This window comes from Mesorhizobium sp. U510 (assembly GCF_059180695.1).
Map to the genome: position 1 here is coordinate 6,627,878 of NZ_CP180532.1, position 23,865 is coordinate 6,651,742.

Annotated in this window: 22 protein-coding genes; 8 read left to right on the plus strand and 14 right to left on the minus strand. The window is 63.3% G+C overall.

The window, feature by feature from the left end:
* Nucleotides 1-3 precede the first annotated feature (3 nt).
* From ACLGL5_RS34165 to ACLGL5_RS34205, 9 genes are all read right to left on the minus strand, one after another.
* Nucleotides 4-1,389 (minus strand): NAD(P)/FAD-dependent oxidoreductase, encoded by a 1,386-nt coding sequence (locus tag ACLGL5_RS34165; RefSeq protein WP_019860980.1) that lies wholly within the window; start codon nt 1,387-1,389, stop codon nt 4-6.
* 24 nt (nt 1,390-1,413) lie between these two features.
* Entirely contained in the window at nt 1,414-2,529 is a 1,116-nt protein-coding gene (locus ACLGL5_RS34170; protein ID WP_019860981.1) for an ABC transporter ATP-binding protein, read from the minus strand.
* Nucleotides 2,526-3,323, minus strand: coding sequence for an ABC transporter permease (locus tag ACLGL5_RS34175; RefSeq protein ID WP_069093055.1), 798 nt, complete (start codon nt 3,321-3,323; stop codon nt 2,526-2,528). The genes ACLGL5_RS34170 and ACLGL5_RS34175 overlap by 4 nt, the downstream gene beginning before the upstream one ends.
* A complete protein-coding gene (locus ACLGL5_RS34180) occupies nt 3,323-4,189 on the minus strand; it encodes an ABC transporter permease (RefSeq protein ID WP_069093056.1) in 867 nt (288 codons plus the stop codon). Before ACLGL5_RS34180 ends, ACLGL5_RS34175 begins: the two co-directional genes overlap by 1 nt.
* Nucleotides 4,190-4,211: 22 nt before the next feature.
* A complete protein-coding gene (locus ACLGL5_RS34185) occupies nt 4,212-5,288 on the minus strand; it encodes an extracellular solute-binding protein (protein WP_027047358.1) in 1,077 nt (358 codons plus the stop codon).
* 39 nt (nt 5,289-5,327) lie between these two features.
* Complete coding sequence (locus ACLGL5_RS34190) at nt 5,328-5,987, minus strand: helix-turn-helix domain-containing protein (protein ID WP_019860989.1); 660 nt, start codon at nt 5,985-5,987, stop codon at nt 5,328-5,330.
* Between the two features lie 161 nt (nt 5,988-6,148).
* Nucleotides 6,149-7,930, minus strand: a complete 1,782-nt coding sequence (locus ACLGL5_RS34195; RefSeq protein ID WP_019860990.1) for a chloride channel protein — start codon at nt 7,928-7,930, stop codon at nt 6,149-6,151.
* Between the two features lie 154 nt (nt 7,931-8,084).
* Nucleotides 8,085-8,597 carry a cupin domain-containing protein gene (locus tag ACLGL5_RS34200; protein ID WP_069093057.1) on the minus strand — a complete coding sequence of 171 codons (513 nt, stop codon included), beginning with the start codon at nt 8,595-8,597 and terminating at the stop codon, nt 8,085-8,087.
* Between the two features lie 16 nt (nt 8,598-8,613).
* Nucleotides 8,614-9,342 (minus strand): NAD-dependent epimerase/dehydratase family protein, encoded by a 729-nt coding sequence (locus ACLGL5_RS34205; RefSeq protein ID WP_069093058.1) that lies wholly within the window; start codon nt 9,340-9,342, stop codon nt 8,614-8,616.
* Nucleotides 9,343-9,404: 62 nt separating this feature from the next.
* Between ACLGL5_RS34205 and ACLGL5_RS34210 the strand changes: the two genes are divergently transcribed.
* Complete coding sequence (locus tag ACLGL5_RS34210; protein WP_069093059.1) at nt 9,405-9,884, plus strand: MarR family winged helix-turn-helix transcriptional regulator; 480 nt, start codon at nt 9,405-9,407, stop codon at nt 9,882-9,884.
* Between the two features lie 35 nt (nt 9,885-9,919).
* Here the strand turns inward: ACLGL5_RS34210 and ACLGL5_RS34215 are convergent, their stop codons facing one another.
* Complete coding sequence (locus ACLGL5_RS34215; protein ID WP_069093060.1) at nt 9,920-10,219, minus strand: putative quinol monooxygenase; 300 nt, start codon at nt 10,217-10,219, stop codon at nt 9,920-9,922.
* Nucleotides 10,220-10,335: 116 nt separating this feature from the next.
* Between ACLGL5_RS34215 and flhA the strand changes: the two genes are divergently transcribed.
* From flhA to ACLGL5_RS34230, 3 genes are read left to right on the plus strand one after another with little or no spacing between them, the layout of a single operon-like run.
* Nucleotides 10,336-12,423 (plus strand): flagellar biosynthesis protein FlhA, encoded by a 2,088-nt coding sequence (flhA, locus tag ACLGL5_RS34220; protein ID WP_019860996.1) that lies wholly within the window; start codon nt 10,336-10,338, stop codon nt 12,421-12,423.
* Complete coding sequence (gene fliR / locus ACLGL5_RS34225; protein WP_038649353.1) at nt 12,420-13,172, plus strand: flagellar biosynthetic protein FliR; 753 nt, start codon at nt 12,420-12,422, stop codon at nt 13,170-13,172. The genes flhA and fliR overlap by 4 nt, the downstream gene beginning before the upstream one ends.
* Nucleotide 13,173: 1 nt before the next feature.
* Nucleotides 13,174-13,557, plus strand: coding sequence for a hypothetical protein (locus ACLGL5_RS34230; protein WP_064980747.1), 384 nt, complete (start codon nt 13,174-13,176; stop codon nt 13,555-13,557).
* 183 nt (nt 13,558-13,740) lie between these two features.
* Here ACLGL5_RS34230 and ACLGL5_RS34235 read toward each other — a convergent pair whose 3' ends face one another.
* Nucleotides 13,741-15,294, minus strand: a complete 1,554-nt coding sequence (locus ACLGL5_RS34235; RefSeq protein ID WP_032920738.1) for a peroxidase family protein — start codon at nt 15,292-15,294, stop codon at nt 13,741-13,743.
* Between the two features lie 508 nt (nt 15,295-15,802).
* Between ACLGL5_RS34235 and ACLGL5_RS34240 the strand changes: the two genes are divergently transcribed.
* Together ACLGL5_RS34240 and ACLGL5_RS34245 are read left to right on the plus strand one after the other, a co-directional pair.
* Entirely contained in the window at nt 15,803-17,113 is a 1,311-nt protein-coding gene (locus ACLGL5_RS34240) for a YcaO-like family protein (protein ID WP_245307230.1), read from the plus strand.
* 23 nt (nt 17,114-17,136) lie between these two features.
* Entirely contained in the window at nt 17,137-19,203 is a 2,067-nt protein-coding gene (locus ACLGL5_RS34245) for an AfsR/SARP family transcriptional regulator (protein ID WP_494372846.1), read from the plus strand.
* On the opposite strand, the gene ACLGL5_RS34250 is transcribed toward ACLGL5_RS34245, so the two are convergent.
* Nucleotides 19,165-19,566, minus strand: coding sequence for a hypothetical protein (locus ACLGL5_RS34250; RefSeq protein WP_038649365.1), 402 nt, complete (start codon nt 19,564-19,566; stop codon nt 19,165-19,167). The two genes, ACLGL5_RS34245 and ACLGL5_RS34250, sit on opposite strands and share 39 nt — an antisense overlap.
* 2 nt (nt 19,567-19,568) lie before the next feature.
* Complete coding sequence (locus ACLGL5_RS34255) at nt 19,569-21,308, minus strand: peroxidase family protein (protein ID WP_494372847.1); 1,740 nt, start codon at nt 21,306-21,308, stop codon at nt 19,569-19,571.
* A gap of 257 nt (nt 21,309-21,565) precedes the next feature.
* On the opposite strand from ACLGL5_RS34255, the gene gloA2 reads away from it, so the two are divergent.
* Nucleotides 21,566-21,949, plus strand: a complete 384-nt coding sequence (gene gloA2 / locus ACLGL5_RS34260) for an SMU1112c/YaeR family gloxylase I-like metalloprotein (protein ID WP_019861004.1) — start codon at nt 21,566-21,568, stop codon at nt 21,947-21,949.
* Between the two features lie 22 nt (nt 21,950-21,971).
* Nucleotides 21,972-22,658, plus strand: coding sequence for a GNAT family N-acetyltransferase (locus tag ACLGL5_RS34265; protein WP_245307232.1), 687 nt, complete (start codon nt 21,972-21,974; stop codon nt 22,656-22,658).
* A gap of 17 nt (nt 22,659-22,675) precedes the next feature.
* On the opposite strand, the gene ACLGL5_RS34270 is transcribed toward ACLGL5_RS34265, so the two are convergent.
* Nucleotides 22,676-23,716 (minus strand): aminopeptidase, encoded by a 1,041-nt coding sequence (locus ACLGL5_RS34270; protein ID WP_069093065.1) that lies wholly within the window; start codon nt 23,714-23,716, stop codon nt 22,676-22,678.
* Between the last annotated feature and the right edge of the window lie 149 nt (nt 23,717-23,865).

Sequence of the window (23,865 nt, forward strand, 5' to 3'; positions counted from 1 at the left end):
CAGTCAGTGGCCGGTAATGCCGTCGGCGAGCGCGGCCAGTTTCGACGTATGCGCAAGCCCGGCGGCCTCGCGCCCGTCGGCGATGCGATAAAGCTGGTACATCGAATGCACGCCGAGCCAGCGGAACGGCTCCGGCTCCCATGGCCTGACCTTGCGGTTGACCCAGGGCAGCTTTGTAAGCTCGGTGTCCTGGCCGAGGATCAGGTCGGCGAGCGTGCGACCCGAAAGATTGGAGCTCGACACGCCAAGCCCGACATAGCCACCGGCCCAGCCGATGCGGGTCGCGGTATCGAGCCCGACGGTCGTGCACCAGTCGCGCGGCACGCCGAGCACGCCGCACCAGGCGTGCTCGATGCGGCAGCTCGCCGTCTGCGGCAACAGCGTCGTCAGGATCTGATGCAGCTGGTCGATCGTAGCCTGCTGCGTCTGCCCATTGACGTCGGTGCGCGAGCCGTAGCGATAGGGCACGCCGCGCCCGCCCATGGTGATGCGCCCCTCGCGCGTGCGCTGGGCATAGCAATAGGCGTGGGCGGCATTGCCGAGAAGCTCGTGACCCTCCCAGCCGATCTGGCGCCAAAGCGCCTCGGACAGCGGTTCGGTGACGATCTGCGCGCTGTTGAGCGCCAGCCAGGTCCGCTCTTCGCCGGGAATGCCCGCGGTAAAACCTTCTGTCGCGCGGATGATGGTTTCCGCCCGCACCGTGCCGCGGTTCGTCGTCACGCTGCCCTTGGCGATGGCCGTCACCGTCGTCTGTTCGTAGATCGCCACACCCAGGCGCTCGACGGCGGCGGCAAGTCCACGCACCAGCTTGGCCGGCTGCACCCGCGCCTGGCCGTGGACGACGAAGCCGCCCATGACATTGCGGATGTTGATGCGCGCCCGCGTCGCCGCTTGATCCAGCATCTCGACGCGGGTCGGGTCGAAATCCCAGGCGCGGATCGTTTCGCACTCCGCGCGCGCGCGTTCGAGCTGCGCCGGGTTGGTGGCCACCGTCAGGTTGTCGACGCGGCGGATATCGGCATCGATCCCTTCCGCGCTCGCCACCCGGATCACCTCGTCGACGCAGCCCGCCATGGCCGCCTGCATGGCGCTGACACCTTGCCGGGTCGAGGTCTTGAGATATTTTTCGCGCGACCAGGAGAAGCCGCCCGACAGCCAGCCGCCATTGCGGCCCGAAGCGCCGAAACCGGCAAACTCGCGCTCGATCAGCGCGATGCGCAGCGAGGGCCTCGCCTTCTTCAGATAATAGGCGGTCCACAGGCCGGTATAGCCGGCACCGACGATCGCGACATCTGCCTCGATATCACCGGGCAAGGGTGGCCGGGGCGCGGGAACCCCTCCCAGGTCCGCATACCAGAACGATATGTCGCCGTTGCGCTTGGCTTGCATGGGATGACTTTCGAATTGATTGGATCAGGTCAGCGTCGCGTCGGCCGAGCTGTCGTCGGCCAGAAGCTTGGCGTCGGCACCGTCGAAGCAGAGCTCCACCTTGTCGCCAAGGCCGAAGCTGTCGCCGGTCAGCGGTGAGCGCACAATCGCCACGGAGCCGTCGGCGAGCCTGACTTCGTATTTCGATCCCGAGCCGAGATAGATGGCCTCCGCGATCGTCCCCGGCAGCCGGTTGGTGGTGCCTGCCGCGTCCTGGCCGGACCGGCGGATGGCGAGCTTTTCGGGGCGCAGCAACATGACCGGGCTGGCTTCGCCGGCGATCCGGCGCGGTGCCGTCACCGTCTCGCCGGCAATGCGCAGCGCCGTGCTCGTGCCGTCGCTTCGCGCCTCTCCGCGCAGCACCGTGGAGTCGCCGATGAAGCGGCCGACGAACAGCGTCGCCGGTTCGTCGTAGAGTTCGCGGCCGGTGCCGACCTGCTCGATGCGCCCGCGATTGAACACGGCGATGCGGTCCGACAGAACCAGCGCCTCCTCCTGGTCGTGCGTCACATAGACGAAGGTGGTGCCGAGCTCGCGGTGAATGCGCTTGATCTCGAGCTGCAGCCATTCGCGCAGCTTCTTGTCGAGCGCGCCGAGCGGCTCGTCCATCAGCAACAGCGGTGGGTCGAAGACGATGGCGCGGGCCAGCGCCACGCGCTGTTGCTGTCCGCCCGACAATTCGCTGGGATAGCGATGCGCGAAGTCGCCCATCTTGACCATGTCGAGCGCCCTTGCCACGCGCGCCTTTCGCTCTGCCTGATCGACGCCGCGCAGCGTCAGCGGATAGGCGACGTTGCGGCCGACGCTCATATGCGGGAACAGCGCGTAGTGCTGGAAGACGACACCGATGTTGCGCTTGTGCGCCGGCACGCCGACGACGTTCCTGCCGCCGACCAGCAGCTTGCCGCTCGTCAGATCGGTGAAGCCGGCCACGACATTCAGCGTCGTGGTCTTACCGGAACCGCTCGGGCCGAGCAGCGTCATGAACTCGCCGGGCTCGATGCGCAGCGACACGCCGTCCAGCGCCTTGAAGCCGCCATAGGCCTTGCTGATCGATTCGAGATCGATCGCCGCGCCCTTGCTCTCCTGTCCCGGCTTCATTGGGGTCCTTTCCGCTCGCGGCCAAGAAGAAGCATGCCGCCGCCGATCAGGATCGTGGTGGCCAAAAGCAGGATGGTGCCGACAGCGGCGACCGTCGGGTCGGCGTCGCGGGTGATGGAAGAGAATATCTGCACGGGCAAGGTCTTGAGGTAGGGGTTGGTGATGAACAGCGACACCACGATCTCGTCGAAGGAGGTGGCGAAGGCAAAGAGCAGGCCGGACAGGATGCCCGGCAGGATCAGCGGCAAGGTCACCGTGCGGAACGCGGTCAGCGCTCCCGCGCCGAGGCTCGCCGCCGCCGTCTCGAGGCGCCGGTCGAACACTTCGAGGCTGGCGGAGACCGCGATCAGCACGAAGGGAAGCGCAAGGATGGTGTGGGCGAGGACAAAGCCAGTCAGCGTTCCGACGAGATGGGCGTCGAGATAAACGGCGTAGATTCCAATGGCCAGCACAACGCCGGGGACCACCATAGGCGTCAGCATGAGCATGCGCAGGAGGTTGGCCGGCCGCGCTTTCATGCGGTCGAGGCCGAAGGCGGCAAGCGTGCCGAGCACTGTCGCAAGCACCGCCACGATCGAGGCGACCTTCACCGAGTTCAGGAAGCTCGACATCCAGTCCGGATTGGTGAAGAAGTTCTGGTACCATTGCCAGGAAAAACCCTGCGGCGGGAAGGCGAGCGACTTGTTCTCGTTGAACGACATCGGCACGACGACCAGCGTCGGTGCGACAAGCCATATCGCCACCAGCAGGCAGACGAGGCCGAGGATGGCGCGTGTGAGCGGCTTCATTTCCATCAGTGCCGCCCCGCTTCCCGGTACCTGGACCGCATCACCGGCGCCGCAAGCGCCAGGAGCACGAAGGTGGTGACCAAAAGCACCACGCCCATGGCACCGCCGCGGCCCCATTGCAAAAGGCTCAGCACCTGGGTCTGCACCAGCGTCGACAGCATGGTCGAGCGCGGGCCGCCGAGCAGTGCCGGCGTGATGTAGAAGCCCAGCGCCAGGATGAAGACGATGATCGCGCCGGCATAGACGCCCGGCAGCGACAGCGGCAGGTACACCGTAAAGAACGCGCGCGAAGGCCGGGCGCCCAGGCTTTGCGCCGCCCGCATCAGCCTGAGGTCGATGCCTTTCATCACCGAATAGAGCGGCAGGATCATGAAGGGCAACAGCACCTGCGCCATGCCGATGACCACGCCGGTCTGGGTGCGGATCAGACGGATGCCGTCGAACCCGGCCGCGCGCAGCAGCGAATTGATGACACCCGAATCCTGCAAGAGGATAACCCAGGAGAGCGTGCGAACCACCCCGCTCACCCAGAACGGGATGAGCACGCAGAGCACCAGGACGAGCCGCGCACGTGGCCCGACGGCGGTCATCAGATAGGCATAAGGATAGGCGCAGACCACGCAGACGATCGTAACCCATGCCGAGATGACAAAGGTGCGTTGGAGCACCGTGAGATTGACGGGCGCACCGAAGAACCAGAGGTAATTCTGCACGCCCCATTGCGGCTCCGAGAGGCTGCGCAACACGATGGTGAGCAGCGGATAGCCGATGACGGCTGCCAGCAGGATCAGCGCCGGCAGCGTGAGCGCGAACGGCCGCGATAGCCAACTCCGTTTCGGGACGGAAGGCGTTGTCGGTTCGAGCGCGCTCACGGGCTTTGCCTCCGCCAGCCGGTCAGTTGCCGGCCATCAGCGCCGACCACTTTTCCTGTGCCACCGCGAAGTTCGGAACCCAGAACTTGAAATTCTGCTTGTAGCCCTGCTTCTGGCGCTCCGGCGTGTTGGTCAGGAAGGCGGAGACGGAAGCGTCGACCTTGGGCTGCGCGTCGCTGTTGATCGGCGTGTAGGACGTCTGCTCCGCCAGAACCTCCTGTGCATGCTTGCCGAGATAGGCATTGAGCAGCGCGTAGGATGCGTCCGTATCCTTGACGCCGACCGGGATCGTCATCTGGTCCATCACCACCAGCCAATCCTGCCAGGCCGGCGCGTATTTGGCGCCGTTCTTGACCGCGGTCATGGCGCGGCCGGTCCACATCATCAGCATGTCGGCCTCGCCGGACTCCGCCAGCTGCTGCGATTCAGCACCCGTCTTCCAGAAGATGGTATCGGGGCCGAGCTTGCGGACCACATCGATGGCCTTGTCGATATCGGCCACCGTCATCGCCTTCGGATCGCCGCCGGCGACCTTAAGCGCCTGTTCGAGCAAGCCGCCCGTCGGGCTGCCGGAGCCGTCGATCCCGCGCACGCCCGGGAACTTTGCCGTATCGAAGAAGTCTGCCCAGCTCTTGGGCGGGTTATCCTTGTACTTCTCCTTGTTGTACATCAGCACGACGCCGTAGTTCATCGCCGGCACCGAGCACTCGCCGACCTGGCCTTCCGGGATTTTCGAGACGTCGAGCTTCGTCAGATCCAGCTTCTGGAACAGCTTGCCGCAATAGACGTAAGGCGGCAGGTCGTCGGTATCCACAACATCCCAGGTGACATTGCCGGACTCGACCTGCGCCTGCAGCTTGGCGATCTCGGTCGGACCGTCATTGAGCAGCTTGACGCCGGACTTGTCGACGAACTCCTTCAGCGCGGCCGCCTGGCCGTCCTGGTAGATGCCGCCATAGGAGACGAACGTCAGGGTCTTGCCCTTCAGCGACCCCTCCTTGACCTCACCCGCAACCGGCTTCTCCTGTGCGAACGCTGCGGTTGCCAGCACGCCAAGCGCCATCACGGCGCTGAGATACAAAGCTTTCGTTTTCTGCATGATTGTCATTCTCCCATTGATGCCCGCATTGGATTGGACCTACCTGGCCGCGAGCGGTTTCCAGGCCGTGTATTGATCAAGCTCGGCGCGCACCGAGGTCGGCGGCGCGATGATCCACATCACTTCGGCTCGGCCACTGCCGATGTTCTCTGAGCGATGCGGTGTCGAAGTCGTGTATTCGATGCTGTCGCCCTCCTCGAGGACGTGACGGGCGTCGCCGAGCGAGACCTCGACGACCCCGCGCAGCACGACGAGCATCTCCTGCGCGTCGCCGTGGGTGTAACGATCGGGCCCGGTCGAGCCGCCAATGTCGAATTCCCCGACATAGACCTCCATATCGCTCAGCGGCGGGCGCGACAGCAGCATCTTGCGGCAGCCGTCGCTGGGCGGCAGGCTCGGCCGCTCGCTTCGTCTCAGAACGCCATGGTTTTGCGCCGTGCTTTCCTCGAACAGCATGGCGACGCTAACGCCGAGCGCCGAGGCCATCTGGTTGAGCGAGGCGGTGCTGGCCCCTGTCAGGCCGCGTTCGAGCTGGCTGATGAAACTGGCGCTCGTCCCGGTTGCTTCCGCAAGCTCCCGCAAGGACAGCCTGCGGGCGAGGCGAAGGCTCTTGAGGCGCATGCCCAGCACTTGGTGGGCGTGCGTCGCGGCCGGTGTCTCGCCCGTTTTCGCCGAAGCCTTGTCCGACCCCTTGCTCATGCCGTCTCCTCACCGCACTTAACACTATGTACAGTACCACTGTACAATTGACAAGCCATACATGGGCGCACGGCGCCACTAGCTGGGCCAGCCTGGAAGTCGGAGAGGTCGCATGAGTAAGCCGCGCAGCCGATTGACAAGGGGACGCGTAGGGAGAAGCCTTATCCTTCGCCCGAGAGGTCCCGGCGTGCCTTTTCGAGTTCCTCGGCATAGCGCCGCATCAGGTGGCCCTCGGTGAGCAGACCGAGCACGATGTGGTCGGTGAAATCCTCGACGACGGCCAGTTCCTCGGCGCCGGCGCGCTGGAACGTCTCGGCGGCGGTCTGCACGTTCATGCTGGGCACCAGGACGGCATCCTTGTACTGCGCGAGATCGCGCACCGGCACCTCGCCGCCGGCGGGATCGCTATGCAGTTCGGCCACGATCAGCACGCCGACATACTGGTCGCCCGGGTCGACGGCGATGACGCGCTGCGCCGAACCCAGCGGGATCTGCTTGCGGAAGTCCGCCAGCGTCGTCGCGGCATCGATGGTCTTGATGTCCTTGCGCATCATCGAGCCGACGGTCAGGCTGCGCATCCAACCGACATCGTGGGCGCTGCGGATCGTCTCACCGCGCAGATGGAAGCGCCATGTCGAGAATGAATAGCCGAAGGTTTCGCGCACCAGGATCGCCGCCATGATCGAGGCGGCCAGCACGACCCCGGTGAGCGTCAGGTCGCGGGTCGATTCCAGCGCCAGGAAGGTCATCGTCAGCGGGCCGCCGACGACACCGACGGCAAGCGAGGTCATGCCGACGACGGCGGCAACCGAAGGGTCGATGCCGGTCGCCGGGGAAACCAACGCCATCACCCCGGCGAATGCCTTGCCGAGCAGCGCGCCGAGGAACAGCGAGGCGAAGAACAGGCCGCCGCGAAAGCCGGAGCCCAGCGAGATGGCCGACGCCGCCAATTTCAGCACGAAGACGCTGGCCACTACGGTCAGCCCGTAGTTCATGGCGAATTCGCGGTGCAGCGCGCCATGGCCGCTGGACAGCACCTGCGGCGTGATCAGCCCCAGCAGGCCGACGATGACACCGCCGACGACGGGGCGCAGCGAGGCATCGACCGACAGCCTGTTGAAACCACGCTCGATCAGCGTCACCAGCTGCATGATGGCGATCGAGGCCGCGCCGCCCAGCAGCCCGAGCAGCAGGAACGGCACATATTGGCTGGCGGTCAGTTGCGGCAGCCCAGAAAGCTCCAACGGAAACGGCACGCCGCCGAACATTTCCGCCGTTAGCGAGGCTGAGATCGCGGCCGTCATGACCGGCGCGACATTGGCGACCGAGTAGATGCCGATGACCAGTTCGAAACCGTAGAAGGCGCCGGTCAGCGGCGCGTCGAACGCGGCGGCGATGGCCCCGGCCGCACCGCAGCCGACAAGGACGCGGACATCGTTGCGGCGCAGCCTGAAGATGCGCGCCAGCCGCGACGCCAGGCCGGAGCCGACCTGCGTGTAGCCGGCTTCCAGGCCGACCGAAGCGCCGAAGCCGCTGGAGATCATCGTCTGGCCGGCGATGATGAAGGTGTCGGTCAGCGACATGCGACCGCCATAGAGCGCGTTGGCCTCGATCGGATCGACCGGGGTGCGGAATTTGCGCAGCCGCAGCCATATCACCGTCAACCCAAGCAGGGCGCCGCCGATCGCCGGGATCAGAGCCTGCATGGGATTGGCGAGCGAGAACATGCCGGAAAGCCGGCCGCCGGGCTGAACGCCGAACAACAGCCCGTGTAGATCCTGCACGATCTGGCTCATCGCCGTGACCAGTATGCCCGCCATGACGCCGACGACGCCCGCCAGCATGACCACGGCGATGCCGCGCGCCTCGAGCAGCGGAATTGATCGCAGAAGCACCGCGCGCAGCCGGCGGGCATAGACTTGTGGCTGGTTTCTGGAAAGCACTCGGGCGGCTCGCCGATATCAAAAGGCAGACCTGCCTGATACGCCGGGCGGCACGGCATGACAACCACAATGGCGACATCAAAGGCGCCATTATGGCCGTGAAACCGGCTGACGAGGTCTTCCCGCTATAGTCGGGAGGCAATCGGTTCTGTCGTCAGTCCGGTATGGTCAGCGCCCCGCAATCATCGTCGGCGATGAATGTCGCCAGCAATTCGGCGGGCTCGGTGGTGCTGGCATTCTCGGCGAAGAGATGGACGGTGCCAGGCGGCTCGAACCATGTCTGCCCCGCGCTGTAGGTACCGGCGGGACTCCCTTGTAGCTGTGAGCGCAACGTGCCCTTCAGGACGAAGGCGCTTACCGAGCCCGGATGCCGGTGGCGAGGCGTGAAACCGTTTGGCGGAAACGCCACGATCGCGGTGGTGATCGACTTGCCCGGCACGTTGGGCAGTCTCTCGCAGGAGATCGGCGTCACGACCGTCTTCGGCCGTGCCCGGGCGGTGTCGTCCGCATCGGCGTTTGCCATATGTATGTGCGTTTCCATGCCGTCACGCACGACGCCTGTGAAACCCGGGCCGGCCCACTTTGCCGCAAGCGCAAACAGGACCGCTACGGCGCTGATGGCGATAAGAGATTGGCCGGTGCGCAAGCGAGCTTGATTGCCGATCATATCGATGTCTCCGAATTCAGGCAGGCAAACGGAAGTCCGGGCGCCAGCCGAGTTCATCGACCGCTTTCTGCGTCGAGACCGCCGGGTTGGGTTCCGCCACGTTGAAGGCGCCCGGCGCACCCTTGTCGAGCGCGAGCAGCGCGGCATAGGCGGCGGCATCGACATGCACCGGCGATGCGCCGGCGGCCGTATCGGTTCCTGTTCCCGGCCCATAGAGCTGGCCATATCGCAGCACAACGCCGGCGAATGGCGCGTTGAGAACGGCTTTTTCCAGGGCAATGACGCCACCGACGCTGATGCCGCGATTGCCGCTCGCGCCGCCATCCAACGGGTCGGCTTCGCCATGCGGTTCCGGGCCTGGTGCATAGGCCCAGGCGATGCTTTGCGCCACCATGCGCCGGACACCGGACGCGACGGCGGCCGCGACCAGATTGCGCGTGCCTTCGTCGCGGATGCGGGCATTGCGCACGACCGCCTCGCCCATCCGGCTCGGATCCAGCCCTGGCGGCAGGTCGGTCAGTTGATGGACGACGATATCAGGCTGGGCGGCGAGCATCGCGCGCGACAGCGCCTCGGCATCGAAGACGTCCACGACGACCGGCCCGACTCCGAGGGCGCGCAATATCGCGGCCTTGTCCGCGTTGCGCGTCGTGCCCGTCACCTGATGGCCGGCGGCCAGAAGTTGCGGGATCAGTCGCTGGCCGATGGCGCCGGAGGCGCCGGCAAGAAAGATCCGATGACCCATCGTCAGGGACTCCGTAATGCCCTAATATCAGTGCACGAACAACATATAAGAGCTCTTACATTATGCGCAAGCCGAATCCGCACGCATCGATACCCGCCCCCGGCGAAGGCAAACGCGGCGAGGAAGGCTACCTCGGCTATCTCCTGCGCCAGGCCGCCGGCGCGCATCGGCTCAGGATGGACAGGGCACTGGGCGATCTCGGCGTGACGCAGCCGCAATTTGCCACGCTGACCATGCTTGCGGCCTATCCCGGCCTCTCCAATGCCGATCTGGCCCGGCTGGCGCTGCTCACCCCGCAAACGCTCAGCGTCATCGTCGCCAATCTCGAACGGGCCGGCTCGCTGGTGCGCAAGCCGCATGCCGTGCATGGCCGCATCCAGCACATCGATCTCAGCGACAGCGGTCGCGCACTGCTGCACGCCTGCCGTCTGCGCGTGCAGGCGATCGAGAGCGAGCTGACGCAGGGGCTGTCGGAAGCGGAAGAACGCGCCGTCAGGCGCTGGCTGGTCGGCGTCGCCACAGCCGCCACAGCCAAGTCCTGATTGCCCCCGGTTGCTGTCCAGCCGAGAGCGGTCGATCAGGTCGCCATGGGCTCACCGGCTTCATACAGCACGAGATTGCGCTCGCCGATACCAAGCGCCGGCCAGCTCGCGCGCCACTCGGCGATGTGCGGCGAGCGGAAATGCGCATCGAGCGCGGCCCTGTCGCGCCACACCTCGGTGACCCGGATCAGCCCCGCATCGAGCACGTCGCGCGCATAGGAATATTCCAGGCAGCCATCCTCGGCGCGGCTGCCCGAGATCATGCGCTCCATCACCGGCCTTGCTTCCTCCAGCTTTCCGGCAGGCAAACGGATCGTGCCGATGATCAGAAGCATGGGTCTTCCTTCTTGCGGGATCGTCGATCTAGCCACTCTCCCACCCTCGCGCAAGCTTGGCCAACTACCCTCGCCGGGCTGTCCCATGCGCGGCAGCCTATGGTTCGAGGACTTATATGGCGATCAGCGAAAGCATCCAGCCCGGCGCGGTGGCCAAGAATGGCCGCGACATCTTCTTCGCGCTCGGCATCGTCATCATCCTGGCCGTGCTGTTCCTGCCGATCCCGGCCTTCCTCATCGACATCGGCCTCGCCTTCTCGATCGCGCTTTCGGTGCTGATCCTGATGGTGGCGCTGTGGATCCAGCGGCCGCTCGATTTCTCCTCGTTCCCGACCGTGCTGCTCATCGCCACGATGCTGCGGCTATCCCTCAACATCGCCACCACGCGCATGATCCTGTCGCATGGCAATGAGGGCACGCACGCCGCAGGCTATGTCATCGCCGGTTTCTCCAAGCTGGTGATGGCCAGCGACTTCGTCATCGGCCTCATCGTCTTCATGATCCTGATCGTGGTGAACTTCATCGTCATCACCAAGGGCGCAACGCGTATCGCCGAAGTCGGCGCCCGCTTCACCCTCGACGCCATCCCCGGCAAGCAGATGTCGATCGACGCCGACCTTTCCGCCGGCATGATCGACGACAAGACCGCGCAGTTGCGCCGCCGCGAACTGGAAGAAGAAAGCTCCTTCTTCGGCTCGATGGACGGCGCCTCGAAATTCGTGCGCGGCGACGCCATCGCCGGCCTCATCATCACCGCCATCAACATCGTCGGCGGCATCGCCATTGGCTACATCAGGCACGGCATGGGCATGGGCCAGGCCGCCGACGTGTTCATCAAGCTGTCGGTCGGCGACGGTCTGGTCACCCAGATCCCGGCGCTGATCGTTTCGCTCGCCGCCGGCCTGCTGGTTTCCAAGGGCGGCACCCGCGGCTCGACCAACCAGGCCGTGTTCGGCCAGCTCGGCGCCCATCCGCGTGCGCTTTACGTGGCGGCGGCGCTGCTGGTGCTGCTCGGCCTGATGCCCGGCCTGCCGCTGTTCCCCTTCTTCGCGCTGGCCGGCGGCATGGCCGGCCTCGGCTACATCATCCCGATGCGCGCCAACCGCGTCCTCGCCGAGGCCGAGGCGCTGAAGACGCAGGAAAAGGCGACCAAGGCCGAGGAAGAGAAGAACTCGGTCAAGGCCTCGCTCGCCACCGCCGAGATCGAACTGCTGATCGGCAAGCAGCTGTCGACCCGGCTTCTGGTCTCGCATCAGGAGCTGGTCTTCCGCATGGCCAAGATGCGCAAGAAATTCGCCCAGCAATACGGCTTCGTCGTGCCGGAAGTGCGTGTCGCCGACGATTTCGCCATCCCGCCGAAGAGCTATCAGATCAAGGTGCACGGCACGGTGGTCGCCGAATATTCGATGCGCGTCGGCGAGATCATGGTTCTGCTCGGCAGCCGCGACGTACCCGAAATCCCCGGCGAAGAGATCCGCGAGCCGGCCTTCGGCATGCGCGCCTATTCCGTCATGGAAACCTTCGCCGAGGATTTGAAGCGCGAGAACTACACTTTTGCCGACAACATGTCCGTGCTGCTCACCCATCTCTCGGAAGTCATCCGCAACAACCTGCCGCAGCTTCTGTCCTACAAGGACATGAAGGCGCTGCTCGAACGCCAGGACCAGGAATACCGCAAGCTCGCCGACGAAATCTGCACCACGCACATCTCCTATCCCGGCCTGCAGGCGGTGCTGAAGCTGTTGCTAGCCGAGCGCGTCTCGATCCGCAATCTGCATCTGATCATCGAGGCCATCGCCGAGATCGCGCCGCATGTGCGCCGCACCGAGCAGATCGTCGAGCACGTCCGCATCCGCATGGCCCAGCAGATCTGCGGCGATCTTTCGGAAGGCGGCGTACTCAAGGTGCTGCGCCTCGGCAACCGCTGGGATCTCGCCTTCCATCAAAGCCTCAAGCGCGACGCCAAGGGCGAGGTGCGCGAGTTCGACATCGACCCGCGCCAGCTCGAGGAATTCGGCCAGGACGCCACCAAGGCGATCAAGAAATTCCTCGAGGCCGGCGAGCGCTTCGTTCTCGTCACCGCGCCGGACGCCCGCCCCTATGTGCGCATGATCATCGAGCGGCTGTTCACCACGCTGCCGGTGCTCTCGCATGTCGAAATCGCCAAGGGCGTCGAGATCAGGGTGCTCGGGACCATATCGTGAGCGTTCTTTCGCAGAGCGTCGTCATCGCGGCGTTCCTCGCCTTCTGCCGCATCGGCGCCTGCTTCATGCTGATGCCGGGCCTGTCCAGCGCCCGCGTGCCGGTGCAGGTCAGGCTGTTCGTGGCGGTCGCCGCCACCGGCGGCCTGCTCGCGTTCCTGTGGGACCGCATCATTCCCTTCGTCGATCCGCGCCCGCAGATCCTGGTGCCGATGATCATATCGGAACTGCTGGTCGGTGGGCTGATCGGCGCCATGACCAGGCTTTACATGGAGGCATTGCGCTTCATGGGCTCGGCCATCGCCATGCTGATCGGCTATGGCGGCTCGGGCGGGCCGGCGATCGAGGAACCGGAACCGCAGGCGGCGCTCGCCGCCATCATCTCGTTCTCGGCGCTGTTGATGCTGTTCGTCTTCGACTTCGACCACGAAATCGTCCGCGCTTTGGTGGCGTCCTACACGGTCGCGCCGGTCAACGTCTTCTTCAACCCGCAGGCCGCCCTGGTCGACATCACCGACACCGTGTCGGACACCTTCTTCCTGGTCATCCGCCTCGGCAGCCCGTTCGTCGCCTATGCCATTCTGGTCAATCTGACGATCGGCTTCGTCAACAAGCTGACGCCGCAGATCCCGATCTATTTCATCTCCCAGCCCTTCGTCATCGCCGGCGGCATGATCATCTTCTATTTCGCCATCGGCACCATGCTGTCGCTGTTCGTCGACGGCTTCGTCGACCTGACTTTGGCGAGGTGAGATGAGCACGCGCAAGGACCGCCTGAAGAAACTGGTCAAGGTGCAGGAACAGCTGAAGGCGCTCCACGAGACCCGACACGCCACTTTCCTGGCCGCGGCTAACGCGGCGGAAGCCGAGGCCAGGGAATTGATCGGCCATTTTGACCAGGACAATTCGCTCTCCGGCCTGTTCCCCGATCTCTATCACCGCCGCATCGCCCAGGCGGTGGTACGCCAGGAGACGAGCCTGGAAAGCGCCAGGCAGGAGGCCGGCCTCATCGCCACGGCAAATGCCCGCACCAACATGGTCGAGCGCGCCTACAAGGACGTGCGCAACCGCGACGAGCGCGAACGCTCCGACCGCGAACGGCTGGACCTGATCGCGCAGAAGCGGAGCGAGGAATAGCTGCGGGAATTTGGTCACCGCCCGTTGCGGACGCACGCCCTGAACGACGCGAACGGCCGCTTTGTGCCGCATCTCGGTCACTTGGTCGGCTATTACCGGCCTTCAAAAGCAGATATCGCCGCTGAACGCAGGGCCGATCGCATGAGATCGGCCACAGCGGTCTATTTTGCAACGAGCGCTGTCTCACCGGTAGTGAAGCGACGGCCCCATGCCGAGCCCGTAGGAGACCAGATCCTTCAGTCTGAAGCCTGCCCCGCTCACAGGCTTCCACAAAGGATCGAGCGACAGGTAGGACATGCCGTCGCCGAACAGCAATCCTAGGAACACCTCAGCCACAATATGGCCGCCCACCGGTCCAAGCTGCGGCGTGGAACGTGTGCCGCCTCCTGTAATCGGGATAGCCATGTTGGTCTTGTTTGTTGCCGCTTCGGCAAGGACATAGGTCCAAAGTGGGCAGTTGTCGGCGAAGGCCTTGCCGTCGCCACCCTTGGCTGTGACGGCATCGATGATCGGGCCTACGACATCACCATCCTCGGGAGCATCCACAGCCTTGCCGATTATGATGTCCGCATCGGCCAGGGGCTCGATGGCCATGGCACGTGCGACGCTCTGGCCGGACGGCAGGCCGAGAAGCCAGCCCCTCAAGAGATTGCGCTCGCCGAGGGAGGCCGGCGGGTCGCCCGCCACGGCTTTCGGCAGATCGTGCAGGAAACCGACGAGGGATGTATCGATCCTGTAGGCAAATTGCAGCCGACGCACATTGGCAGGATCTCCAGTCTCGGGATCCGATCCACCTGCGCGCTTGTCAATGTCGATAAATCGACCCCAGTCCAGAGCGCGACCGGGCTTCATCGTCTGGAAGCCGGTAAGCGCCTCCTCATGCGGCTTGCCGGCGCGTGGGAAGATCGGCAGCAGCTTGTCGTCGTTCAGCCGATAACCGGGCCTTACCATCGAATGGCCAAGTCTGTAGGCGGCGACCGAAAACTCTACTGGCATGAACGGCAAGTTGCGCCAGTGAAAGTACCGCAATCGCTTTTGATCGAAGCGGCCGTCCGTCTTAAGTGCGTCTAGGATCGGTTGCGAAACGATCCTGGAGAGGAAGTCATTCACGACAACATACTGGTAGTGGAAGCGGACGAGCTGCTGGACCGCTTCAAAACCCAGGCCCGGATTGTCATCGACCATCCGGTTGTGCACGTTGAGCATCAGCCCTTGCAGCTGCGACACCAGACTGTTTTCATCGTTGCGGGGGTCGCCGATGATTGCTCGTCCGGCGAAGCGCGGCAGATCGTGGCCGGGCTGGCCACCGGCCCCTGTCATTGCATCGCCGTGGCGGAAGCGGCCTTCCTTCGTATACATGTAAGGCTGGTCGGCTGGACCCCGGCCATAGACATTATCCAGATTAAAGCTCGGCGTGCGGAAATCCACGAGCCCATCGGGATCCAGCGATTTACGCAAGGTGCTGACGGGATCGAATGTGATGTCGTGATCAACGAACTGGCCAAAATAGGTATAGAGGGCAGGAATCCCGCTTTCCTCGGCATCGAGCCCATCTTTCGGCTCGTCAATGTCAGCAGACATGGCGGCGCCGAGCGCCTTGAGGTTGCGTCGGTTGTCCTGGTCGTTTGCCCCGAACGTTGCGGGTGCCAGATTTCGGAACATGCGACCGAAGCGGCCTTCGAACAACGGCGATCGTGTCGCATCAATGCCACGGGGCGGGGTGCCATGCGCTGCCATTTTTGATCTCCTGTGTTGTCGAATTTCTTGATCCGAGGATGGGCTTGTGTCGAAGAAGCCAATTCGCCCTTCCGAGTGGGCCGCGAGGCACAGACCGGCCCCATCCGGTATGGCCCCGCGGCGCCGCTCCCGGGAGGAAACCCAGAATGGCCTTGTGTCGAAGAAGCCGCTTCGCCCTTCCCAGTGGGCCGCGAGGCACAGACCGGCCCCATCCGGTCATGGCCCCGCGGCGCCGCTCCCGGGAGGAAAATGAATTGGCGCCGATCTTCCATCGTCTCGATGGGTCCGGTTCGGGTCGTTCAGCTCCGGGGCAGTCGAGATGACGTCTCGGAAACAACCATTAGACCAGCTAGCGTGAAATCAGCGTGAGATGACGGCCATCTTTAGCTCCGTGTCTTTGCCGAGCTTGGGTCGCCTCGCACGCAACGTTTTGTTGACCCGATCAAGATCGTAGGGCGAAAGTGGCAGACAATAGGGAAAGGGTTTCTTCAACAGCGAGGATTGTGGATTGACCGCCGCAAACGCGTTTGAACTGGCAGCGCGATTTTGTTCACGGCCGCAAGATCTAGCGCCTGAACAGGCTGCAATGGCACGCGGGTTGCTCGGTGCGCTCGGCTACCTTGACTCTGGTGATACAGATCCCGGCTTGATAGCGACAAATAACCGCCAAGGACTACTCTCAGCTGCGGCAAACTTTGGCAATCTGTTCCGCTTGCACGCCCGCTACGCACCGGGGCTGCACTTCTTTGGTGCGCAGGTACGCCGCAGTTGGGGAGATTCGGCCTCACCCGCTTCTGCCAGCTTCAGTGGTGTCGGCCTCACCCTGGGGCGCGCATTCGAGGCCTGCATCGGCGAGGGCATCGAATATCATAGCGAATGGCAAGTGCCGCACGGGACGATGAACCGCACGATGATAGATGGTGTAGGCCGTTGGCAGGACGTTCGGCTGGCTGAACACCTCGATGATTTCCGGGTGCAGTCCGGTTTCGGTGAAAGTGACCGATGGGTGCCCGTGCGCCGGCTGGACGACCGTCGGCAGGGCTATTTGCCAGAGACACTTTTCATTCGCAGCGCCAACCGGAGCGCCTGGGTGACCAGTTGCGGATGCGCCGCAGGGATAACCCACGAGGCTGCCCTGACCTCGGCGCTGCTGGAAGCAATCGAGCGAGATGCGGCTGCCGCCTGGTGGCGCAGCAGGCGCGGCGGCCGGTTGATCGGACTGGAAGCGCTTGCCGGCGCGGGCGTGCTCGATCTGCTTGCGCGGATAAGGCAGGAGAAGCTCGGCAGATGCACCCAGTTTCTCGACATATCGGGTGAGTTTCCCGCGCCTGTAATCGCGGCGCTATCCTTCGACGCGGATGGTCGCGGTCTGGTAGTCGGGCTGGCTTGCAGGCTGGACGCGGGCAACGCCCTGAGGGCGGCGCTGCTGGAAATGTGCCAGATGGAATTGGCTCTCGATGTGGCGGCAATGAAACGCGCAGAACAGGGAGTTGAGAGGCTCGACGAGGTCGACAGCCGGCAGGAGGAGCGCCCCGAGACCCCTGGCGCAATCGACACGGACCTCATCTCCCACCTGTCCAGTAGCCTGCTGATGCACAAAAATGCCGAAAAGGGCTTGAATTTCGTATCCTTGGTTGGCGAAATGCTTAAAAAGCAATACCGCATATACGCAGCAGATCTGACCACGCCGATGTTTGACATTCCCGTCGCCAAAGTCTTCGTCCCAGGGCTGCAACCTCTTCCGTCGCCGTTCCAGTCGCGTCGGCTTCGTTCCCTCATTGACCAGGCCGGCCCGAGCGGCCGCGCCGATCTTATGTAGACGGAGGCAGTTGCGGGACAACGATGATCGGGCACAACTCCCCAACGAGGACTGCGCCGCTGATCCGTGTCACGACGCTTGACAAGGTAGCGCTGAGCCAATCTGGGCGAGACATCGCCGTGAGAAACCGCAAATCGCGTGCCGTCCTTGCCTATCTTGCACTCAGCCCTCATGGTTTTGAAACCCGCGAGCGCATCTGCGGTTTGCTCTGGAGTGAATCGGACGAGGCACGAGCGAGGGCCTCGCTCAGGCAAACCGTAGTCGATCTCAAGACCTGCCTGGCTGAAGTCGAAGGGGTCTTCCTCGGAGACCGGCTCAACGTGACGCTGAAGCAGTCGCTCGTCACAGTGGATGTGAGTGAGATCAGGCACGATCTGAAAGCTGGAAGGATTCCGCCCATCCTTCTGGAGAGGCAGCGTGTCGCCGAAAGCTTTCTCAATGGCCTGGACGACATCGACCCCTCGTTTCGGAATTGGGTCCTCGTCCAGCGGCAATGCCTTCAGGATGAATTTATCTCGTGTCTGGAAGCGATGGCGAAGGCTGCGGCAGACTGGCCAGCGCTAAAGCGAGCCGGACAAGCCCTGCTCAATCTCGATCCGACCAACGAGATCGGGTGCCGCGCAGTCATGGAAGCGTCGGCTCGGATGGGCGACCAAGCAACGGCCTTGAGGGCCTATAAGGGGCTTTGGGACCTGCTTGAAACGGAGTTCGACAGCGAACCTTCAGCCGCCACGCAGGCACTGGTCAGTGACATCAAGCTTGGTACGATCGGGGCCACGGACAGGGGGGCGGTGACCGCAATCGCCGCCGAGGCGTTCGGGTCCCAGGCGCAACGGCTGCAAGAGCCCGCCGCCGGCGTGCTGCTGTTCGTGCGGGAGTTCGAATTGGTGAGCGGTTCCGTCCGCGCGCGGAACGCCGTGCAAATCTTCCGCAGTGAACTGGTCGCGTCCCTGGTGCAATTCCGCGACTGGGCGGTAATGGAATGGGAAGGGCATCCCCCCCGCTTCACCGAGAATGCCTATTGCATCGAGGCGACCGGATTTATCGACGGGCCGACATTGCGTCTCAGCATGACGCTTAAGCAGCTTGCATCGGGGCGCTACATCTGGAGTGAGCAGTTTGTCATCGAAAACAGCCAGTGGTACCAGACCCAGCAGAGGCTCATCCGCCGCATCGCCGTCGCGCTGGGCGTCAGCATGTCGTCCGAACGGCTGGTTCAGATCGCCAGCATCCCGGACCTGTCGCTGGAGCAGTTCGACCGCTGGCTGAGGGCGCAGGAGCTGATCTTTCAATGGCGCCCGGAGTCAGAGGAGAGGGCCGAGGCTCTGTTCAGATCAATCATCGCAGAGTCACCACGGTTCGCTGCCGCCTACGCCGGGTTGGCCGGCATCATCAATTCACGGCATTTGATCTTCCCCGGCATCGGCCGGCGACGCGAACGCCACGCCGAAGCGCTGACGTTTGCCAAGCAGGCGACCCAGATCGATCCGATCGATTCCCGAAGCCAACTGCATCTGGCGTGGTCCTACGCCATGAACGGCATCCCGCAGCAGGCAGCCATCAGCTTCCTTCTGGCCTGCGAACTCAATGGCAACGACCCCTGGACCTTGGTCTCCGCGTCTCTCGGGCTTGCCTATTGCGATGATCGCGAGAACGCGCGGCGTATTGCCACTCTGGCGCTGCAGACCGGACTCGGCGTTTCACGCCTGCAATGGAGCTATCAGGCGGGCGTGCGGTTCCTGCTTGGCGACTATGCCGGTTGCGTCGAAGCGGCCGAGCGCGCCGCCGATAGTGTGTCGTACATCGGCGGCTGGAAGGCTGCGGCGCTCGCCTTGCTCGGCAACGAGAAAGCGGCGCATGAAGAGGCCGACCGATTTTTAGCGCAGCTGAAGACGACGTGGTTTGGAAATGAGTCACCGGAGCCGGGCAACGTCGGCACATGGCTCATGGACAGCTTTCCGATCTACAGTCCAGATGCCATCGAGGCACTGCGCCAAGGGCTGGCCGGGGCCGGCATTGTCGTCAGCCATATGCCTTTGCCAGAGCCCGTTCTATCGGCAGCCCCGAATGGTGTAGTCCGCAATGCGTGAGTAGAAGAAACTGTCGCGGTTGAACGGCACCTTTTCGAGAATGGCATCGAAATAGAATTCCGGAATGCCATAGTCGGCCATGCCACCTTGTTCGGCCTGGAGCTTCTTTTGCGATTGCGTCACTTGATTGTTGGGCGGTAACCGCAGGAAGAAGACGTGGTCGTATCCCTGAACGATCTGGATTTCCTTGTAGCGGTCCGGCACGACGACGAGTCCATCGAGTTGCGCCTTGAACTCGGCCAAGTCGCGCGGACGCGTGCTGGGATCCTGTGCCCATTGCACCACCTTGCGGCCGGTCGCCTCGAAGTTAAGGGTTTGGATCGGTTCGGGAAAGGCGTCCAGATTGTCGACGGGGTCAGCCATGGTTAAGCTCCAGGAGTTGTAGGCGGGGTGATAAACCGGGGCCAGGCGTCGCCCAGATTGAGCGCGCTGGCGACGAAAAGGATCAGGTCGGCCATTGTTCGCGGGATGCCGGTGGGAAACAGTCTGGCGACGAGGTCTTGCGTAATTGGGTCGTCTTCGATCATGGCGCGCGAGGCCGCTAACCTTGCCATGAAGACATCCCCTACAATCACCGATCCGATGGTACCGAAACACAGCCCGTCCTGTTCGATCGCGGCCTCCAACAACAGCCAGAACAGCAACGGCGGATTTTCTGCCAGCTCAGTCGCCTCGGCCGCGGTGAAGGCAACGGTCGAACCTTGAAGCCAGGATCGAATAGCCTGGTCACGCTTCCCGGCATCGCCGAGTAACGGCGCGGTAGCGAGAGCGGCCTGAGGCAATTGTTCGATCAAGGCATCGAGCCTGAGCAGGCCACCAATGGTTCCTCGGACCAAATCGCTGAACAAAAGTCCCGACGCATTCGGATCGGGTAGCGCAGCCCTGTCTGCCTCGCTCAACAGACCCGCCGTGGCGGGGTCAAGTGGCTTTAAATCCGGGCCGACGCACAGGATCGGCATGCTGTAGGCACTCAGCAGCACTTCGTTGACCGTTGGTCCGATACGCCGACTGAACTGCGGCGTCGAGCCGGCGATCTGGAAGAAATGCGACCAATCGGCGATCCAGTGTTCGGAGACCGGGAATCTATGCGGGCGTGATGAGGAGCGGTTGAGCAACACGTTTTCCAGCCCTTCGCCTTCCGGATGCTGGTCATTGAAGACATAGGAAAGCCTGACCATGGAATGGCCCAAGCGGTATGCCGCGTGGGAAAACTCAATCGGGACACCTTGCGGCATGTCGACCAGTGGTCTGAACCCGTTCGCGTTGTAGAGGTCCCATATCGGCTTGGCGATAAGGCGCGGCAGCAAATCATTTTGCAGCACATTCCGGTAGATCGCCGTCGTGACGCGGCGTGTCCGGTCGAAAAGATACGCACCTGCCGGCAGTTCGACGTCTTTTTTGGGTATTCCGCTGCTGCTCAGTGCACCGGCCACGGCATTGTGCAGATGCAGGAAAAGCGCCGTCATTTGCGCAATGTTGGCGTTGTCGTCGCTACGCTGGTCTGCGACCAAGACATCCGTCCGACCACTTTCGAATCCATCGCTCAGATCGGCCTGCTGAAAGCGTGGCAAGTCGCGCATGGCAAAGGGACAGGCGCCCGCGGGCATCGCCATGGCGTTCGGTGACGGCGGTGCCATTGTCCCGGTACGCATGAGCGACCTGACAACTTCACCGGGCTTGGCCACAACATACAAACCAGGGTCCGAGAACGGTCCGCCGCCGTAAAGCACGTCGAGCAGGAGCGCCTCCTCGCGTTCGTTGCGGCGCTCTGCCTCGTGGGCCGCCAACAAGGGACTGAGCGAGGAATTGCGGATAATGTCGTGTGCGGCGAACTGGGCAAGATAGGTGTATCCTGCCGGAATCCGCTCGTTGGTTTTATTGCCACCTCCGGCGGATGCCGCACTCATCCTGCGCAGCAGCTTGGCAAACAGGCACTGAGTGGCCCAAGGCGTCTCCAGGCCATGATAGAGCTTGGCTTCGTCCGCGCCGGCAACATTGCCAAAGTTGCGAAACTGCACCTGACGCGGATCGACAATGCCGGCGATGCCTTGAACACCGCCCGACACGGCCAGCCCGGCGGTAGTCGTGCCGCGATGAGCGTTCATTCCGGTTCTCCCCGTCCCTTGGACCGTATTCCATACGTGTCGTGAAACCAGCGTGAAATGCTACTAATTTCGCGGCGCGCCAGGAAAGTTGACGGCTCAAAATCTGCCGGTCAGCAATGCGCCGCATGGTCGCCGTCCGCCGATCCCCGCCAAGCCTGGAAGCTGCCGTACTGTATCTTTGAGTGGCGACATAACAAAGTGCTTCGTGCCCGCTGGTGACCTTGGCCTCAAATCCAAGCTTCGCTAGAGTTCACAACATGCTGAACGCCATTCACCACGTCGCGCTCATCTGCACCGACTACGACCGGTCGCGATGGTTCTACGTCGAACTCCTCGGCCTCGATCTGATCCGGGAGGTCTATCGGGAAGAGCGACAGTCATGGAAGGCCGATCTGCGGATCGGGTCCGTCCAGCTGGAATTGTTCTCCTTCCCCGCCCCAGCGACGAGGCCGTCCTATCCAGAGGCGACAGGCCTGAGGCATCTGGCATTTGCCGTGGCCAATCTTGATCCCGTGATCATGCGCCTGGAAGCCGCCGGCGTCGCCGTTGAGCCAATCCGCATCGACCCATATACAGATCAACGGTTTACCTTCTTCAGCGACCCAGATGGATTGCCGCTGGAACTCTACGAAGTCCCATAAGGAACGGTTCGCATTCGCGACCTTGCTGATCGCGGCTGAATGGCTGGTTCCGGACGCAACCGGGGCCGTCATTTCCAGCTGGCGGACGCGGCCTGCCCGCGCCGTTGCATTGGCGCCGCCTCGGGTCGAAAATGCCCTCATGGAAGCAGTCCGATTTCCCAAACTCATGACACCAAGGCTCGTGCTTCGGGCGCCCGGCGAACGGGATATCCCGGCATGGTTTGCGCGCGCGACGGATGTCGAATCCGCCTCCCTTGCCGGTGATCACATTCCCAGCGACATAGGAGCGGGCGAGCGATGGTTGGCCCGCTCGCGTCAGCGGTTCGCCGACGGTAGGGCGATCCAGTGGTCCATAGACCAGGCGGGAGTATCGGACGCGATCGGGACGATAACCCTGTCCTTCGGCACAACCGACGCCAAGGCAGCCGCATTGGGATTTGTGCTGGCGCGCGCGCATTGGGGGCACGGAATGGGCAGCGAGGCGGCGCGCGAAGTCCTGCGCTACGCCTTTGAAACCCTGGCGCTTGAACAGGTGACGGCCGAGGCAGCAACGCGCAATTTCGCGTCGCTGCGGATATTGGCGAAGCTCGGCTTCAAGCACATCGAGAGCTTCATCGATGTGTTCGACGGCGAGCGCTGCGAGCGCTTCGCGCTCGACGCAGACATTGGATCATCACTGTTGACGAGCAATGCGACGCCAGGCTGCTAGGTCCGTGCTTGCCCAAGTCAATTGCAGGTATCCGCGGCCTTAAGCGCTTCGGCGCGGGAAGGTTCGCGCAAATCCGCGATCCGGCGAACAGCAGCGTAGAACCTTGGATAATCGCCGGAACACAAATCGAACAGATGAAGGAACGCTGGAACCTGTTCACCGTAGACGGCAGTCGCGGCGAGCTTTGCATTGTTGATCGGGGCATCGAACCAGGCATCGTATCCCCGGTATCCGGCCCAGCTTTTGTCGCGCATCTGCCGATAGCGCATCCGCAGCCTGTCGATCGTGGCGGCCTTGGCAATCGCCATCTGCTCAGGGGCGCGGGGACTTCCATAGACCTGCCGCAACTCATCGCGCGTTTTCGCTATCAGTCCGAGAAAATCCGCCCGGCGGTTGCGATCGGCTTCGTAGCGGCGCAATCCGGCGCGATTGCCGGTAGCTCGGAGCCATCTCCTCACACCGCTGGTTTCGACGGCGACCGCGAAAGCCTCGTTGAACGCGGAGTCGTTGTTCACATAGATCTTCTGATGCGCCAGCTCATGAAAGATAAGGCTGGCGATGTAAGTGTCGTCCTGACGCAGCATGGTGCTGAGCAGCGGGTCGCTGAACCAGCCCAGCGTGGAGTAGGCGGTGACGCCTGACACATAAACGTCCAGTCCTTGCCGCTGCAGTCCGGCGACGCTTTCAGCCGCTGATTTCCGGGAAAAGTAACCCCGGTACGGAACGCAACCGAAGACCGGAAAGCACCAGGTTATCGGCGTAAGCGAGAATTGCGGCGCGGCAAAAACGGCAAGGGTCACATCGGCCCGACCGATGTCGACATAGCTGCGATAGCTGCTGTTGTCGGGCAGCGCCAGTTCTTCCGTGGCAAAGCGGCGTATGGCGCTGGCCGACGTCAATTTTGCGCGCAATGCCTCGGGCGTCGAGGGATCGCGGATAAGCCTTCCGACATTTTTCCGCGCGGCCATGATCTGCACGTGGCCCTCCACAGACTGCGCGTAGTAGGAAATGCTGGTGCACCCGGCCAGGCCGGACGCCACAATCACGGCGGCAAGCATTCGAAGAACGCGCTTCACTGTTTGCCCACCGCTTGCCCGTCTCCCATGCAGCGAATGTCTCGCCCCCCGTTCTCAAACAGGCACGCCAATTCCCGTCAAGACCTGTAGAGGCAGCGGAGCGACTTTCGACGTTGGCAGGGCACTCCGGC

Coding starts and splice junctions, on each gene's coding strand:
- ACLGL5_RS34170 (WP_019860981.1), bottom strand. CDS start 2,529: ATGAAGCCGGGACAGGAGAGCAAGGGCGCGGCGATCGATCTCGAATCG.
- ACLGL5_RS34175 (WP_069093055.1), bottom strand. CDS start 3,323: ATGGAAATGAAGCCGCTCACACGCGCCATCCTCGGCCTCGTCTGCCTG.
- ACLGL5_RS34190 (WP_019860989.1), bottom strand. CDS start 5,987: ATGAGCAAGGGGTCGGACAAGGCTTCGGCGAAAACGGGCGAGACACCG.
- ACLGL5_RS34215 (WP_069093060.1), bottom strand. CDS start 10,219: ATGCTTCTGATCATCGGCACGATCCGTTTGCCTGCCGGAAAGCTGGAG.
- ACLGL5_RS34230 (WP_064980747.1), top strand. CDS start 13,174: ATGAGCACGCGCAAGGACCGCCTGAAGAAACTGGTCAAGGTGCAGGAA.
- ACLGL5_RS34245 (WP_494372846.1), top strand. CDS start 17,137: ATGATCGGGCACAACTCCCCAACGAGGACTGCGCCGCTGATCCGTGTC.
- flhA (WP_019860996.1), top strand. CDS start 10,336: ATGGCGATCAGCGAAAGCATCCAGCCCGGCGCGGTGGCCAAGAATGGC.
- gloA2 (WP_019861004.1), top strand. CDS start 21,566: ATGCTGAACGCCATTCACCACGTCGCGCTCATCTGCACCGACTACGAC.
- ACLGL5_RS34235 (WP_032920738.1), bottom strand. CDS start 15,294: ATGGCAGCGCATGGCACCCCGCCCCGTGGCATTGATGCGACACGATCG.
- ACLGL5_RS34250 (WP_038649365.1), bottom strand. CDS start 19,566: ATGGCTGACCCCGTCGACAATCTGGACGCCTTTCCCGAACCGATCCAA.
- ACLGL5_RS34270 (WP_069093065.1), bottom strand. CDS start 23,716: ATGCTTGCCGCCGTGATTGTGGCGTCCGGCCTGGCCGGGTGCACCAGC.
- ACLGL5_RS34185 (WP_027047358.1), bottom strand. CDS start 5,288: ATGCAGAAAACGAAAGCTTTGTATCTCAGCGCCGTGATGGCGCTTGGC.
- ACLGL5_RS34210 (WP_069093059.1), top strand. CDS start 9,405: ATGCGCAAGCCGAATCCGCACGCATCGATACCCGCCCCCGGCGAAGGC.
- ACLGL5_RS34165 (WP_019860980.1), bottom strand. CDS start 1,389: ATGCAAGCCAAGCGCAACGGCGACATATCGTTCTGGTATGCGGACCTG.
- ACLGL5_RS34255 (WP_494372847.1), bottom strand. CDS start 21,308: ATGAACGCTCATCGCGGCACGACTACCGCCGGGCTGGCCGTGTCGGGC.
- ACLGL5_RS34205 (WP_069093058.1), bottom strand. CDS start 9,342: ATGGGTCATCGGATCTTTCTTGCCGGCGCCTCCGGCGCCATCGGCCAG.
- ACLGL5_RS34200 (WP_069093057.1), bottom strand. CDS start 8,597: ATGATCGGCAATCAAGCTCGCTTGCGCACCGGCCAATCTCTTATCGCC.